At 71.0% G+C, this 15145-nt stretch carries 11 protein-coding genes; 7 read left to right on the forward strand and 4 right to left on the reverse strand.

All coding sequences use genetic code 11. The features are described from left to right. The first annotated feature begins 103 nt into the window (after positions 1 to 103). On the forward strand, positions 104 to 3484 hold the full coding sequence (locus ACOFKS_RS01900; protein ID WP_419807559.1) for a glycosyltransferase: 3381 nt from the start codon (positions 104 to 106) through the stop codon (positions 3482 to 3484). On the opposite strand, the gene ACOFKS_RS01905 is transcribed toward ACOFKS_RS01900, so the two are convergent. Continuing rightward, positions 3481 to 4968 carry an acetyl-CoA acetyltransferase gene (locus tag ACOFKS_RS01905; RefSeq protein ID WP_419807560.1) on the reverse strand — a complete coding sequence of 496 codons (1488 nt, stop codon included), beginning with the start codon at positions 4966 to 4968 and terminating at the stop codon, positions 3481 to 3483. The two genes, ACOFKS_RS01900 and ACOFKS_RS01905, sit on opposite strands and share 4 nt — an antisense overlap. Before the next feature lie 62 nt (positions 4969 to 5030). On the opposite strand from ACOFKS_RS01905, the gene ACOFKS_RS01910 reads away from it, so the two are divergent. The 6 genes from ACOFKS_RS01910 (at position 5031) to ACOFKS_RS01935 (ending at position 10717) form a co-directional block, all read left to right on the forward strand. Further along, positions 5031 to 6002, forward strand: coding sequence for an alpha/beta fold hydrolase (locus tag ACOFKS_RS01910; protein WP_419807561.1), 972 nt, complete (start codon positions 5031 to 5033; stop codon positions 6000 to 6002). 45 nt (positions 6003 to 6047) lie between these two features. Next, the gene (locus ACOFKS_RS01915) at positions 6048 to 6764 is read left to right on the forward strand and encodes a response regulator (RefSeq protein WP_419807562.1); all 717 of its coding nucleotides are present in this window, start codon (positions 6048 to 6050) and stop codon (positions 6762 to 6764) included. Further along, positions 6761 to 8119 carry an ATP-binding protein gene (locus tag ACOFKS_RS01920; protein ID WP_419807563.1) on the forward strand — a complete coding sequence of 453 codons (1359 nt, stop codon included), beginning with the start codon at positions 6761 to 6763 and terminating at the stop codon, positions 8117 to 8119. Before ACOFKS_RS01915 ends, ACOFKS_RS01920 begins: the two co-directional genes overlap by 4 nt. 52 nt (positions 8120 to 8171) lie before the next feature. Further along, entirely contained in the window at positions 8172 to 8870 is a 699-nt protein-coding gene (locus tag ACOFKS_RS01925; RefSeq protein WP_419807564.1) for a carbonic anhydrase, read from the forward strand. Beyond that, the gene (locus ACOFKS_RS01930; protein ID WP_419807565.1) at positions 8867 to 10375 is read left to right on the forward strand and encodes a SulP family inorganic anion transporter; all 1509 of its coding nucleotides are present in this window, start codon (positions 8867 to 8869) and stop codon (positions 10373 to 10375) included. The genes ACOFKS_RS01925 and ACOFKS_RS01930 overlap by 4 nt, the downstream gene beginning before the upstream one ends. 63 nt (positions 10376 to 10438) lie before the next feature. Further along, positions 10439 to 10717, forward strand: a complete 279-nt coding sequence (locus ACOFKS_RS01935) for a hypothetical protein (protein WP_419807566.1) — start codon at positions 10439 to 10441, stop codon at positions 10715 to 10717. On the opposite strand, the gene ACOFKS_RS01940 is transcribed toward ACOFKS_RS01935, so the two are convergent. From ACOFKS_RS01940 to ACOFKS_RS01950, 3 genes are read right to left on the reverse strand one after another with little or no spacing between them, the layout of a single operon-like run. Beyond that, positions 10714 to 11874, reverse strand: coding sequence for an acyl-CoA dehydrogenase family protein (locus ACOFKS_RS01940; protein WP_419807567.1), 1161 nt, complete (start codon positions 11872 to 11874; stop codon positions 10714 to 10716). The genes ACOFKS_RS01935 and ACOFKS_RS01940 overlap by 4 nt on opposite strands. 34 nt (positions 11875 to 11908) lie before the next feature. Beyond that, positions 11909 to 14134, reverse strand: a complete 2226-nt coding sequence (gene scpA / locus ACOFKS_RS01945) for a methylmalonyl-CoA mutase (protein ID WP_419807568.1) — start codon at positions 14132 to 14134, stop codon at positions 11909 to 11911. After that, on the reverse strand, positions 14134 to 14916 hold the full coding sequence (locus tag ACOFKS_RS01950) for an enoyl-CoA hydratase-related protein (RefSeq protein ID WP_419807569.1): 783 nt from the start codon (positions 14914 to 14916) through the stop codon (positions 14134 to 14136). Before ACOFKS_RS01950 ends, scpA begins: the two co-directional genes overlap by 1 nt. Positions 14917 to 15145 lie beyond the last annotated feature (229 nt).

Raw genomic sequence — 15145 nt, forward strand, 5'->3', positions numbered from 1 at the left:
TGTCACGGCCATGACATTGCGCGCTTCGACCGGCCGCATCGCGCACCCGGTCGTCGCGAGGTCATTGCACCGGGACGTGCGCTTGGGCATGGACGGTGGCGCGGTGACAGAGCGTTCGGTCTTTTACGACGTCTCCGGACGCCGACGGCGGCGATTCGGGGTGGCGGTGGCCGCCTTCGTCGCGCTGCTGCTGCTGGCGGCGGTGGCGCTTGCCGGAACGGTGCTGGACGTCACCCCGCAGTCGCAACTGCCGTTCGCGGTCGAGCACGGCACGCCCTCGGCGACCCGGTACGAAAGCTTCTTCCATCGTGGCGATCGGCGGTTACGTCGCGAGGCGCACAAGCTGCGGCGACTGTGGGACGGTGGTGCGGTCACGGCGAACCGGCCGCTCGCGATCGCTTTTCACGCGCCATGGGACGATGCCAGCGCCGCCTCGCTGCAACGCCATGTCGAGGGGCTCGACTGGCTGGTGCCGGGGTGGGTGTCGGTTACCGGCGCCGATCACCGGGTCACGCTGTTCCCCGATCCGCGCGGGCGCGCGATCCTGGCGCATGCGGTGCACCGGCCGCTGTTGCTGCCGATGATCCAGAACGCGCTGAACGGGGAGTGGGACGGTCCGGGCATGGCCGCGCTGCTGCACGACCCGAAGGCGCGGGCGGCGACGCTGAACCGGGTCGAGGCGCTGCTCGTCGCCGAAAAGGCAGACGGCGCGTTCTTCGATTTCGAAAACCTGCCCGTCAGCGCGCAACCCGACTATCGCCGTTTCCTGGCGGAGGCGCATGCCCGCTTCGCCGCGCGCAAGTGGGTGATCGCGATCGCGGTGCCCGCCGACGATCCCGACTGGGACCTCGCCGCCTATGCGCGGGTCGCCGACAAGCTGTTCCTGATGGCGTATGACGAACATTATCAGGGCGGCCCCGCCGGCCCGATCGCGTCGCAGCGCTGGTTCGAGGGCGTGGTCGCGCGCGCGCAGCGGCTGGTGCCGCCCGACCGGCTGGTGGTGGCGGTCGGCTCCTATGCCTATGACTGGCGCACCCCCGGCGACACCGACGCGAACTCCGTCGAGGAAGCGTGGCTGGCGGCGCACGATTCGGGCGTCGTGCCGACCTTCGATCCCGGCAGCGGCGACAGCAGCTTCGCCTATGACGAGGAAGGCGTCCATCATCAGGTCTGGATCGCGGACGCGGCGGCGGTGCACAACCAGATCGCCGCGCTGACGCGGGTCGGCATCCGTTCGGTCGCGTTGTGGCGGCTGGGCAGCGAAGACCCGTCGCTATGGACGATCTTCGGCCGCGATCACCGCACGTTGCCGCCCGCCGGGGTGTTGCAGTCGCTGCCCGCCGGCAACGAGGTCAACATCGACGGGGCCGGCGAAGTGCTGCGGATCGGCGCGGTCCCGGTCACCGGCCGGCGACGCATCCAGACGGACCGGGCGGGCGCGATCACCGGCATGCGCTGGGATGAACTGCCGATGCCATGGCAGGTACAGCGGACGGGCTTCAAGCCGGGGCTGGTCGCGCTGACCTTCGACGACGGCCCGGACCCGACCTGGACCCCGCGCGTGCTCGACGTGCTGAAGGCGTTCCACGTCCCCGCGACGTTCTTCGTGATCGGCGAGAACGGGCTGACCGAGCGGCGCCTGCTGCTTCGCGAGCTTGCCGAGGGGCATGAGGTCGGCAGCCACACCTATACGCATCCCAACCTTGCGCGCGCGGGCGAGAGCGAGACGCGGCTGGAGCTGAACGCGACGCAGCGGCTGTTCCAGGCGTTCACCGGCCACTCGCTGCGGCTGTTCCGGCCACCGTATTTCGGCGACGCGGAGCCGAGCACGGCGGACGAGATCGTGCCCGTCGCGCAGGCACAGGGTATGGGCTATCTGACGGTCGGGTTGCACGTCGATCCCGGCGACTGGAAACGGCCGGGCGTGCAGGCGATCGTCGACGCGACGGTGGCGGGGGTGGAGGCCGGACCCAAGGTCTGCGATCCCGACGCGGCGGCGAATTGCAGCCGTAATATCGTGCTGCTCCACGACGCCGGCGGCGACCGCGCGCAGACGGTGGCGGCGCTGCCCGCGATCATCCGGACGCTGCAGGCGAAGGGTTATCGCTTCGTGCCGGTGTCGGCGCTGGCCGGGCTGTCGGGCGGGGCGGTCAATCCGCCGCTGGCGGCCGGCGACCTGCGCGCGGCGCGCGTCGATCTGGCGGTGTTCCTGCTGCTCGGCTGGCTCAGCGAGGCGCTGCAATGGCTGTTCGCGATCGCGATCACGCTGGGCATCGCGCGCGCGGTCGCGCTGTCGGGACTGGCGCTGGTGCAGGCGCGGCGCGAGGGGCGGACGGTGTTCCCCGCGATCGATCCGGCGATGCGCGTCACGGTGCTGATCCCCTCGTACAACGAGGAGCGCGTGATCGAGCGCGCGGTGCGGCGCGTGCTCGACAGCCGCGACGTGCATGTGGCGGTGGTGGTGATCGACGACGGGTCGAAGGACCGCACCAGCGCGGTGGTCGCCGACGCCTTCGCCGACGAACCGCGCGTGACGCTGCTGACCCTGCCCAACGGCGGCAAGGCGCGCGCGCTCAACACCGCGCTCGCGAGCGTCGATACCGCCGTCGTGATCGCGCTCGACGCGGATACGCAGTTCGAGCCGACGACGATCGCGCGCCTCGCCCGCTGGTTCGGCGATCCGTCACTGGGCGCGGTCGCGGGCAATGCGAAGGTCGGCAACCGCGTCAATCTGGTCACCCGCTGGCAGGCGCTGGAATATATCACCGCGCAGAACCTGGAGCGGCGTGCGCTCGCCCGGCTGAACGCGATCACCGTCGTGCCCGGCGCGGTCGGTGCGTGGCGGACCGAGACGCTGCGCGCGGTCGGCGGCTATCCGGTCGACACGCTGGCCGAGGATCAGGACCTGACGATCGCGGTGCAGCGCGCGGGGTGGCGGGTGACCTACGACCAGCACGCCGTCGCCTGGACCGAAGCGCCCGAGAGCTTCCGCGGGCTGGCCAAGCAACGCTTCCGCTGGGCGTTCGGGACGCTGCAATGCCTGTGGAAGCACAGCGGGGCGATCGGGCGCAGCCGTCCGCGCGGACTGGGCTGGATCGGGCTGCCGCAGGCGATCCTGTTCCAGGTGCTGCTGGCGGCGATCTCGCCGATCATCGATCTGGCGCTGCTGATCAGCATGGTCGGCACCTGGCTGCGCGTCGAGGAACATGGCTGGGCGCAGACGCAGACCGATCTGGGGCGGATGCTCACCTTCTGGCTGATCTTCACCGCGATCGACCTGTTGAGCGGAATCATCGCCTTTGCCTTGGAGCGGCGCGAGCGATGGCGGCTGTTGTGGCTGCTGGTGCCGCAACGGATCGGCTATCGGCAGGTCATGTATTACGTCGTGCTCAAGGCGCTGGTGCAGGCGATCCGGGGGCCGAGCGTGGGGTGGGGCAAGCTCGATCGGACGGGGCGGATCGCGGCGGGGACCGCGTCGGGCTAGGCCGGTCGCCAGTCGGTGAGGCCATCGCCGGCGGCGACCGCAACGCCCGCCGTTCCGACCGGCTCGACCGCGCCGTCGGTGAGGAACGCGATCGTGCCGGTCTCAGCGGCGGGGACCCTCGCCAGCAGACGCGCGCCGGCCGAGCTGCGCGCGACCACGACGCCCGCATTCGGGCTGCCGTCGCGCGCGTAAAGCACGGTGTAGCTCTCGATCGCCGCCGGGCCGGTGTAACCGAGGTCGAGCGGCGGCACCGGGCCGTGCCGCGCCTCGGCCTGCCAATCGAAGCCGAAGGGCCGTGCCGCGCCCGGTTCACGGCTCAGCACGATCGCGTGGCTATAGGTCGCGAAACCGCCATTGCCGAACAGCAGCGCGCGCTCGCCGCCTTCTCGCAGCCGCTCGCACGCGGCGGCGACGGCGTGGCTCATGAAATTGCCGATCGGCCCGCCGGCGAAGGTCAGCCCGCCGGTCAGCGTCATCGCCCGGTCGACGCCCAGCCCCAGCACGCGCCGCGCCATCTTGGGCACGCACGGGAAGCACGAATACAGCTCGACCAGATCGACATCGTCGATCGCCAGCGCGTTGGCGGCGAGCGTCGCCGCCAGCGTCACGCGCATCGAGCCGCTGTCGGCGAAGCCCGGCCGCGCGAGCACGTCGTCCGCCTCGCGCGCCGCCGCGCCGCGCCCGACGAACGCGAGCCGATCGTCCGGCACGCCGTGCGCGCGGGCCAGCGCCAGGCTGGTGACGATGAACCCCGCACCCTGGTTCACTGCGCTGTTGGCGACCTGTAGCTTGGTATAGGGGAAGGCGATCGGGCGGTTGGCGGCGCTCGGCGTGACGACCGCCGCCGCCGTGACCGGCGCGCGCAGCCAGGCGTGCGGGTTCGCCGCCGCCACCGCCGCCATCCCCGACCAGATCGCGCCGCTCTCCGCCTGCGCCTCCGCCAGCGACTGTCCCCACGCGGCGCGACAGGCATTCTCATAGAGCGGGTAGACGTCGACCGGCGCCACCAGGCCATAGCGTGCGCGGTCGCCCGGTGCGCGCACGCCGTGCCGCCCGCGCATCGCGTTGTGATCGCCCGGCGCGTCGCCCGCAGCGGCGGCGGCCCGCCGCGCGGCGGTGCGGAGCGCTTCGCCGCCGACGACTGCCGCCACGTCCAGCTCGCCCGCCGCGATCGCGTTCGCCGCCTCGTCGAGCAGCCGGATCGGGCTGTCCCCCATCGGCGCCGGCGTCTGTTCGCGACGGCGCGGCGCGCTCCCGAGCGCATCGGCGATCCGATCGACCACGGGGTTGAGCATCGGGAACGACAGCTGGTCGACGACCGCCAGCGAGTCGAGCCGCGCCAGCCAGCCGCCGCCCGCGTCGCGATCCGCCGCGCGCAGCGCCGCGACCATCAGCCCGACCGAGTCCATCGCCGCGAACGGGTCCTGCTCGCGGTCGTTCGCCTGGCCGACGCCGACGATCACGGGAGTGCGGGCAGGGTCCATGCCGCCGTCCTATCGCGGCCGAGGCGCCCGCGCTATGTTGCGCTGAAACGGGAGAGGCACGGATGGAACGGTTCGAGGTGCGCAACGGCGGGGTGACGTTGAGCGTGCTCGCCGATGGTCCGGTAGGCGGCACCGATCTGCCGATCCTGTGCGTTCACGGCTGGCCCGAACTCGCCTGGTCGTGGCGCCACCAGATCGCGCATTTCGCCGCGCAGGGCCGCCGCATCGCCGCGCTCGACGTGCGCGGCTATGGCGACAGCAGCAAGCCGACCGCGATCGACGCCTACACCATGGCCGAGCTGACGAGCGACGTCGCGGCGGTGATCGACGCGCTTGCCAGCGACACGGGCGGCCGCGCGATCCTGTTCGGCCACGACTGGGGCGCGCCGATCGCGTGGCAGACCGCCGTGCGGTATCCCGACAAGGTCGCGGCGGTGGCGGGGCTGAGCGTGTCCTACACGCCGACGAGCGACACGTCCTTCATCCCGGTGATGCGGACGCTCAGCGAGGGTCGCTTCTTCTACCAGCTCTATTTCCAGACGCCGGGCGTCGCCGAAGCGGAGTTCGAGGCCGACCCCGACGCGCTCGCGAAGACCTATCACGCCATTTCGGGCGAGGGGATGCGCGCGGGCGCGATGCAGCCGAAGGGGCCGGACGCCGATTTCCTAAGCGGCCTGCCGATGCCGGACCCGCTGCCGGCCTGGCTGCCGGCGGAGGACCTCGACATCTACCAGCGGGCGTTCGCCGCCGGCGGCTGGACCGGGCCGTTCAACCGTTACCGCGCGCAGGAACTCGACCATGAGCAGCGTGCGCCTGTGGTCGGCAGGCACGTGACTCAGCCGGCGACGTTCATCGCGGGCACGCTCGATCCGGTGCGCCGCTTCCTTCCCGGTCACGACAGCTACGCCGATGCCGGCCGCGCCTGCGACGACTTTCGCGGCACCACGCTGATCGACGGTGTCGGCCATTGGGTGCAGCAGGAGGCACCGGCAGCGACCAACGCCGCGCTGGAGGCGTTCCTGGCGGGCTTGTAGCTCCCCGCGTTTGACCCTCGCGCCCGCGCCGCCTACCCCGCCGCCGTGGCCGAACCCGCTCCCACCATCGTGCTGGTCGAAGACGACCCGGCACTCCGCACGCTGACGACGCGCGCCTTGCAGGAGAACGGCTTTACCGTCCGCCCCGCGAGCGCCGCGCCGGAAATGTGGCTGGCGATGGGGCAGGGGCCGGTCGATCTGGTGCTGCTCGACATCATGCTGCCCGGCACCGACGGCATCGCCTTGTGCCGCCAGCTGCGCCGCGACAGCGACGTGCCGATCATCTTCATGAGCGCGAAGGGCAGCGAGACCGATCGCGTCGTCGGGCTGGAGCTGGGGGCCGACGATTACATCGCCAAGCCGTTCGGAACCCGCGAGCTGGTCGCGCGTGTCCGCGCGGTGCTGCGTCGCCCGCCGATGGAGCGGCGCGAGGGCGCGCGCGAGCGCGGCGAGGTGACGTTCGACGGCTGGACGATCAACCTGCCGCGCCGCGAGGTCACCTCGCCCGACGGCGCGCTGGTCGAGCTGACCGGCGCCGAGTTCGACCTGCTGGTGGTGCTGCTCGACCATCCCGGCCGCGTCATCGCGCGCGAACGGCTGATCGAGCTGTCGCGCACCCGGCTCGGCGACAGCTCCGACCGCAGTGTCGACGTGCTGGTCAGCCGGCTGCGCCGCAAGCTCGGCAGCGCTGGGGCGGAGGCGCCGATCGTGACGGTGCGCGGCGTCGGCTATATGTTCAAGGCGCCGGTGGAGCGCCGTTGAGCCGGGCACGCCCGCATCTGGGGCTGGTCGGGCGGCTGGTCGCGATCCTGCTGCTTGCGGTCACCGTCGAGTTCGGCATCTCCACCTTTCTCTATGAGCGCGCCAGTCGCTTCTCGGTGCGCGACGACGAGGCGCGGCGGCTGGCGGAGCATCTCGTCATCGTCCGTCGCCTGATCGCCGAGGCGCCGCCGCCGACGCGGGCGCGGGTCGCCGCCGAGCTGTCGACCGACCGCTATCTCGTCGCGTGGAACCCCACCACCCGCCGGCCGCCGCCGCTCGCGCCGGCGCTGGAAGGGATGCGGCGTCAGGTCGTCGCGTGGGAACCGGCGCTGGCGTCCGGCGGTCTGACCTTTTACCTGGTCTCGCCGGGACGGCAGGGCACGGTCGCGGGCACGCTGGTGCTGCCCGACGGCGGCGCGGTCGACTTTCGCACGTTGCAGCCGGTCACCGAGTTCGATCTGGCGGTCGGGCGCGTCCTGTTGGCGCTGGTGCCGGCGCTGGCGCTGATGGCGCTGGGCGGGCTGGCGGTGCGGCGCGCGCTGCTGCCGCTGCGCCAACTGGCGGCGGCGGCCGACCGGGTCGGCGACGGCAGCGCGGCGGGGCCGCCGGTGCCGGAGGCGGGGCCGGGCGAGGTCGCCAGCGTCATCGCGGCGTTCAATCGGATGCAGGGCCGGATCGGCACGCTGATCGCCGACCGGACGCAGGCGCTCGCCGCGGTGGGTCACGATCTGCGAACCCCGCTGGCGCGCCTCCGACTGCGCGCGGAGCGGGTCGTCGATCCGGAGCGCCGCGCCGCCATGGAGGGGGATGTCGGCGAGATGGAGGCGATGGTCGCCTCGCTGCTCGCCTATCTCGGCGGCGCGGAGGAGGCGGAGGCGCCGGTGGTCGCCGACCTGGCGACGATCTGCGCGACGGCGGCGGACGACGCGGTCGATCACGGCCATGACGTGGGCTATGGCGGTCCCGACCACCTGCCGATGCGGCTGCGCCGATCGGCGGTGAAGCGTGCGCTCGGCAATCTCGTCGACAATGCCGTCCGCTTCGGAAATCGCGTGACGATCACGCTGACGTCGACCGACGCGCAGGTGGTGATCGCGGTCGAGGACGACGGCCCCGGCATCGATCCGGCGCTGATGGCGCGGGTGCGCGAGCCCTTCGTCCGCGGCGCGGCCGAACGTGGGCGCGATACCGCCGGTTTCGGCCTCGGGCTGGCGATCGTCGAGCGCATGGTGACGGCGGAGGGCGGAACGCTGGGGTTGGCCAATCGCGCGGCAGGCGGGCTGCGTGTCGCGATCGTGCTGCCCCGCAACAATTCCTCACAGGCGGGTGCGACGCCGGCAAAAGGAGGACGCTAGTTCAAGCTCCCAAGTGTGCCGCGCCCCGCGCACGAGCAACAGGAGCTTTTCCATGCAGGACCTCATCGGCCGCGTTCTCGCCTTTCAGAACCGGGTATTTCCGGATCAGAGCGCGCTCTACACCCGCCTCGCGCGGCATGGGCAAAGCCCCAAGGCCCTGATGATCTCCTGCGCCGACAGCCGCGTCATCCCCGAGGAGATGATGCAGGCCGGTCCCGGCGAGCTTTTCGTCTGCCGCAACGCGGGCAACATCGTGCCGCCGTTCGCGACGCAGAACGGCGGCGTGTCGTCGACCGTCGAATATGCCGTCGCGGCGCTGGGCGTGCGTGATATCGTCGTGTGCGGCCATTCCGACTGCGGCGCCATGAAGGCGCTGATGGCCCCGGAGACACTCGCGGGCATGCCCAACGTCGCCGCCTGGCTGAAGCATAGCAGCGCCGCGCGCGAAGTGGTGTGCTCCTCCTACAAGGGCATCGAAGGCGCCGACGCGGCGCGCGCGGCCGCGCAGGAGAATGTGGTGATCCAGCTCGCGCATCTGCGTACCCATCCCTCGGTCGCGGCGGGCATCGCGCAAGGCGAGATCGCGCTGCACGGCTGGTTCTTCGACATCGAGAAGGGCGACGTGCTGGCGCTCGACGGCGTCTCCGGCCGCTTCGTCGCAGTGCGCGAGGGCATGGAGCTGCCCGTCGCACTCCCCGCGGCCACCCGCCGCGCGTACGATCAAGACTCGGTCGTAGAAGTCGCGGCGTGACGCTGAAGGACCTCCTGCCGGCAAGCATCGGGCGCGACGCGGTAGCGTCGTTCGTCGTCTTCCTCGTCGCCATGCCGCTGTGCATGGGGATTGCGGTTGCGTCGGGCGTGCCGCCGGAGAAGGGCCTCATCACCGGCATTATCGGCGGCCTGGTCGTCGGTGCGTTCTCGGGATCGCCGTTGCAGGTCAGCGGCCCCGCCGCCGGCCTGGCGGTGATCGTGTTCGAGCTGGTCCGCGACAAGGGGCTGAGCGCGCTCGGCCCGATCCTGCTCGTCGCCGGGCTGATCCAGCTCGCGGCCGGCGTGTTCCGCCTCGGCGGCTGGTTCCGCGCGATCTCGCCCGCCGTCGTCCACGGCATGCTGGCGGGGATCGGCGTGCTGATCGTCGTCGGTCAGTACCACGTCCTGTTCGACGCCAAGCCGCTGCCGAGCGGCCCGGAGAACCTGGCCGCCATGCCCGGCCGGCTGCTCGGCCTGTCGGCCTTCAACGTCGCGGCGGCCGAGATGGCCTTTGCGGTTGGGGTGGTCACCATCGCCGCGATGCTCGCCTGGGAAAAGCTGCGCCCGGCCAGGCTGAAGCTCATTCCCGGCGCGCTGATCGGGGTCGTCGTCGGCACGCTCACCTCGGTCCTCTTGGGGCTGGACGTGACCCGCGTCGACGTACCCGACTCGATCGTCGCGGCGATCGTGCCGCCGTCGGGCAGCGCGATGGCGCAGCTGCTCGATCCCGCGGTTCTCGCCGCGGCACTCGCCATCGCCTTTATCGCCTCGGCGGAGACGCTGTTGTCGGCGGCGGCGGTGGACCGGATGCACGACGGCGTCCGCACCGACTACAACAAGGAGCTGCGCGCGCAGGGCATCGGCAACATGCTGTGCGGCGCGGCCGGCGCCCTGCCGATGACCGGCGTCATCGTGCGCTCGTCCGCCAACGTCCAGGCGGGCGCGGTCAGCCGCGCCTCGACGATGCTCCACGGCGTCTGGATACTGGGCTTCGTCGCGCTGCTGCCCTGGCTGCTGGAGGCGATGCCGATGGCGGCGCTGGCGGCGATCCTGGTGGTCACCGGCTGGCGGCTGGTCAGCCTGGCGCACGTGCGCCACCTGTTCCACGGCTATGGCTACATGCCCGTGCTGATCTGGGCGGCGACGCTGGCGGTGGTGGTGATGGAGGACCTGTTGACCGGCGTGCTGGTCGGCATCGGCCTGTCGCTGCTGGAACTGGTCCCGCATCGGCGGCGGCTGGGCCTGACCGTCGCGCGCTCCGACGAGGGCACGGTCAGCGCGCTGACGCTGGACGGCACCGCGACCCTGCTGACGCTGCCCAAGCTGACGGACGCGATCGACAAGGTGCCGGCGGACGCGCATGTCCGGCTCGACGTGTCCGGCTTGCAGGGCGCGGACCACACCACGGCCGAGATGCTGCGCGACTGGATCGCGCGACGGCGGGCGGGGGGTATGCCGGTCGAGGTCACCGGCACCCATCCCCGCGTGGCCGCCCTCTTCGCTTGAGAGGGCATGCGGGCTGAACAGGAACCGGTCGCCATGCGTTACGCTGCCGAAAGGATCGTGGCCATGGAGATCATCAAATTACCCTGGGGCGAAGTGGCACCGGAAGACAGCGACTGCATTCACGTCGAGGAAGCGGACGGCGGCCGCTGGCTGCTCAACACCTCCGCCTTGCAGAGCTGCGGTCCCGACGGCGATACGGAGTCGGACGCGACCGTCGCCAGCGCCCCCTATGACAGTTACGACGCGGCGGAGGCGGCCGGGCTGGCCATCGCCGGTGAGCAATGCGCGACTACCGTCTACGTCAGCCGTGCGCGGCGCGGGCAGGAGGCGCCGGCGGGTTAGCGGCCGAGCCGGTCGCGCGCGACCACCCAGTGATGGACCTCGGTCGGCCCGTCATAAATCCGCATCGTTCGCAGCTTGGCCGCCATCAGGTGGAGCGGCAGCTCGCGGGTCATGCCCATCGCGCCCAGGCATTGCATCGCACGGTCGACGACCTCCCACGCCATCTCGGTCGCGAACGCCTTGACCATCGACACCTCGACACGCGCGTCCTGGCCCGCGTCGAGCATCCAGGCGGCATGCCAGGTCATCAGCCGCGCGGCGTGGATGCGCGTCGCCGCGTCCGCGACCCAGCCCTGCACCACGCCGCGGTCGCTCAGCCGCTGGCCGAAGGTCACCCGCTGCGTCGCATAGTCGCTCATCATGTCGAGCGCGCGGCCGGCCATGCCGATCGACCATGCCGCCATCTCCAGCCGCCGGGTGCCGAGCCGCAGCTGCATCGGCGCGAAGCCCTCGCCCTCCCGACCCAGCAGCTTCCAGCCGGGCAAGCGGCACTCGTCCAGCGCCACTTCGTAGGTGACGTGGCCGCCGATCATCGGGATCGGCCGCAGCACCGCGAACCCCGGCGTGTCGCGATCGACCAGGAACGCCGACATGCCGCCGCGTGCGCGCTTCTCGGGATCGGTCACCGCCATGACGATGGTGAAGTCCGCCTCCGCCGCGCGCGTGATCCATATCTTGCGGCCGTTCAGGACCCAGTCGTCGCCGTCCCGGATCGCGCGCGTCGTCATGCCGGCGGGGTCGGAGCCAGCGCCCGGCTCCGAGATGCCGATCGCGGAGATCGTCTCGCCGCGCACATAGGGCGCCAGATAGGCGTCGCGCTGCCGGTCGGTGACGGTGGCGGCGAGCATCCGCAGGTTGGGTGAGTCCGGCGGTAGGGTGAAGGGCGTGACGGTCCGCCCCAGCTCCTCGTTGACCCCGACCATCGCGACCGCCGGCAGATCGTGGCCACCCAGATCGGTCGGCGCGTCGAGGCTCCACAGCCCCAGCTCGCGCGATCGTTCGTCCAACCGCGCCTGCTCGGTGGCGACAAGATGCGGCCCGCCGCCGCTTACCTCCCGCGCCAGCACCGCGGCCTCCAGCGGCATCAGCTCGTCGTCGACGAAGCGCCGCACCAGGTCCTGCACCATGCGATGGTCGTCGGCGATATCGAAGTTCATGTCGGTCGACTCCAACGGACCGCGCGATCCACGCCTATTCCGCCGCTTCGTCCTGCGGCGGCATGTTGTGGCCGAGCAGTCGCAGCACTTCCTCGGCGGCGGCGATCAGGTTGGTGCCGGGGCCGAAGATCGCCTGCACGCCCGCATCGCGCAGCGTCTGGTAATCCTGCGCGGGAATGACGCCGCCCGCGATCACCTTGATGTCGGCGCGGCCCGCCTCGCGCAAATGGCCGATCAGTTCGGGGATCAGCGTCTTGTGCCCGGCCGCGAGCGACGACGCGCCCACCACGTCGACGTCGCTGTCGATCGCCAGCGCGCTGGCCTCCGCCGGTGTCTGAAACAGCGGGCCGGGCACGATGTCGAAGCCGAGATCGCCGAACATGCTAGACACCAGGTTGGCGCCGCGGTCGTGGCCGTCCTGCCCCATCTTGGCGACCAGCATCCGGGGTCGGCGGCCGAGCCGGCGCTCCGTCGAGGCGACGCCGTCGGTCAGCCGCTCCCAGCGCGCGTCGTCGGCATAGGCGCCGCCATAGATGCCGCTGACCGGGGTCGGATTGGTGCCGTAGCGACCGAACACGTCCTCCATCGCGCTGCTGATCTCACCCAGCGTCGCGCGCGCGCGCGCGGCGTCGACCGCGAGTTCCAGGAGGTTGCCGGTGCCGCGCGCGCCGTCGCGCAACGCATCCAGGGCGGCGCGGCACGCCGCCTCGTCGCGCGTCGCCCTGACGCGCTGGATGCGCCGCACCTGCGCCTCCCGCACGGCGACGTTGTCGACGTCGAGGATTTCGATCGGGTCCTCGCCGGCCTTGCGGTACTTGTTGACCCCGACGATCACGTCCTCGCCGCGATCGACGCGGGCGGCGCGGGCGGCGCTGGCCTCCTCGATCATCGCCTTGGGCCAGCCGGCGGCGACCGCCTTGGCCATCCCGCCCTCGCGCTGGATGCGTTCGATCAGTTCCCAGGCGCCGTCGACCAGGCTCTGGGTCAGGCTCTCGACATAAAATGAGCCGCCGAGCGGGTCGACGACCTTGGTCATTCCCGTCTCTTCCTGGATCACGATCTGCGTGTTGCGCGCGATCCGGGCGGAAAAGTCGGTCGGCAGTGCGATCGCCTCGTCCAGCGCGTTGGTGTGGAGCGATTGCGTGCCCCCCAGCATCGCCGCCATCGCCTCGATCGTCGTCCGCATGACGTTGTTGTACGGGTCCTGCTCGGTCAGGCTGACGCCCGAGGTCTGGCAATGGGTGCGAAGCATCTTGGAGCGCTCGTCCCGCGCGCCCAATTGCGTCATCGCGCGGTGCCAGAGCACGCGCGCGGCGCGGAGCTTGGCGATCTCCATGAAGAAGTTCATGCCGATCGCGAAGAAGAACGACAGGCGACCGGCGAACCTGTCGATGTCGAGGCCCGACGCGACGCCGTATTTCACGTACTCCATGCCGTCGGCGATCGTAAAGGCCAGCTCGTGGAGCTGCGTCGCCCCCGCCTCCTGCATGTGATAGCCGCTGATCGAGATGCTGTTGAACTTGGGCATCTCGCGCGACGTGTAGCCGAAGATGTCCGAGATGATCCGCATGCTCGGTTCGGGCGGATAGATGTAGGTATTGCGGACCATGAACTCCTTCAGGATATCGTTCTGGATGGTCCCGTCGAGCTTCGACCGGTCGACGCCCTGTTCCTCGCCCGCGACGACGAAAAAGGCGAGGATCGGGATCACCGCGCCGTTCATCGTCATGCTGACCGACATCTGGTCGAGCGGAATGCCGTCGAACAGGATCTTCATGTCCTCGACGCTGTCGATCGCGACGCCCGCCTTGCCGACGTCGCCGGTGACGCGCGGGTGGTCGCTGTCGTAACCGCGGTGCGTCGCGAGGTCGAAGGCGACGCTCAACCCCTTCTGCCCGGCGGCGAGGTTGCGGCGGTAGAAGGCGTTCGACTCCTCCGCGGTCGAAAAGCCGGCATATTGCCGGATCGTCCACGGCCTCCCGGCGTACATCGAGGCGCGCACGCCGCGCGTGAAGGGGGCGAAGCCGGGCAGGCCGGGGTCGGCGGTAACGTCGTCGGCGGTGTAGAGCGACTTGACCGCGATCCCCTCCGGCGTGCGCCAGACGAGGTCCTTGCCCTTCACCTCCTTCGCCGCCAGCGCCTGCCAGTCGGCGACCTCGGGGTGCGCGGCTGCCGGTGGGGTGGGCTCCGGCGCGCGCGGGGTGCTGCCGGCGTCCTCGCCGATATTCTGTTCGATGATCGGTCGTTCGGAGTCCGGCATCAGGCCCCTCTGAACGCCGCCTTGCGCTTCTGCAAGAATGCCATGCCGCCCTCCATGGCGTCGCCGGTCTCGACCGCCGTCCGCTGCGCGATCGCTTCTCGATTGAGCGCGTCGGCATAGCCGTCCATCCCCGCTGCGATATTGCGGCGCATCAGGCCGAGCGCGACGGTCGGCCCCGCCGCCAGCCGCGTCGCGAGCGCCAGCGCCTCCGCCATCAACCGGTCGTCGGCCACCGCCTTGTGGATCAGGCCCCATTCGGCCGCCTTGTCAGCGCCGACCTTCTCACCCAGCAGCATCATCTCGGTCGCGCGCGCCTTGCCGATCAGGCGCGGCAGCATCCACGATGCGCCGCCATCGGGCACTAGGCCGATGTTGACGAACGCCTGGAGGAAATAGCCGGACGCGCCCGCGATCACGAAGTCCGCCGCGAGCGCGATGGAACAGCCGATGCCCGCCGCCGGGCCGTTGACCGCCGCGACGGTGGGGACGTCCAGCTCGGCCAGCTTCACCATCAGCGGATTGTAGTGACGGGTCAGCGCGTCGTGGCTACCCTGCGCCCCGGTCACCGTGCGCTCGCCTCGCGCCGCCAGATCCGCGCCCGAGCAGAAAGCGCGTCCCGCCCCGGTCAACAGCACCGCGCGCGCGCCATCGATCCGGTCCAGCGCCGCCGCCAGCTCGTCCGCCATCTCCGGCGATGCGGCGTTGAGCCGGTCGGGGCGATTGAGGGTGAGCACGAGCACGTCGGCGTGGCGCTCGGCGAGGATGGTCTGATAGTTCGACATGTCGGTTCCCCTGGCTGCCGAGGGCGTGCCTTCACCACGGACGGAAGTCTAGGCCGGATCGTATCCGGGATTTTGACGTGTCGTGAGCGATGGCCGCGTCGCAGCGCACCGTGCGATCGACCGGCGGCGTGCCTGTTTCGCGATATCGCCAACGAGCGGATCGGCCGCACGCCGCTTCGCAGATAGGGCGGCGTCACGGGACCGGGCGTGGTGATGACCAAGCGCCTCG

It is taken from the genome of Sphingomonas sp. (assembly GCF_965200135.1).
Classification (GTDB): domain Bacteria; phylum Pseudomonadota; class Alphaproteobacteria; order Sphingomonadales; family Sphingomonadaceae; genus Sphingomonas.

Excerpts from the sequence above, each read along its gene's own strand:
- ACOFKS_RS01905 (WP_419807560.1), bottom strand. The coding sequence starts at position 4,968 with ATGGACCCTGCCCGCACTCCCGTGATCGTCGGCGTCGGCCAGGCGAAC.
- ACOFKS_RS01910 (WP_419807561.1), top strand. The coding sequence starts at position 5,031 with ATGGAACGGTTCGAGGTGCGCAACGGCGGGGTGACGTTGAGCGTGCTC.
- ACOFKS_RS01925 (WP_419807564.1), top strand. The coding sequence starts at position 8,172 with ATGCAGGACCTCATCGGCCGCGTTCTCGCCTTTCAGAACCGGGTATTT.
- ACOFKS_RS01935 (WP_419807566.1), top strand. The coding sequence starts at position 10,439 with ATGGAGATCATCAAATTACCCTGGGGCGAAGTGGCACCGGAAGACAGC.
- ACOFKS_RS01940 (WP_419807567.1), bottom strand. The coding sequence starts at position 11,874 with ATGAACTTCGATATCGCCGACGACCATCGCATGGTGCAGGACCTGGTG.
- scpA (WP_419807568.1), bottom strand. The coding sequence starts at position 14,134 with ATGCCGGACTCCGAACGACCGATCATCGAACAGAATATCGGCGAGGAC.
- ACOFKS_RS01950 (WP_419807569.1), bottom strand. The coding sequence starts at position 14,916 with ATGTCGAACTATCAGACCATCCTCGCCGAGCGCCACGCCGACGTGCTC.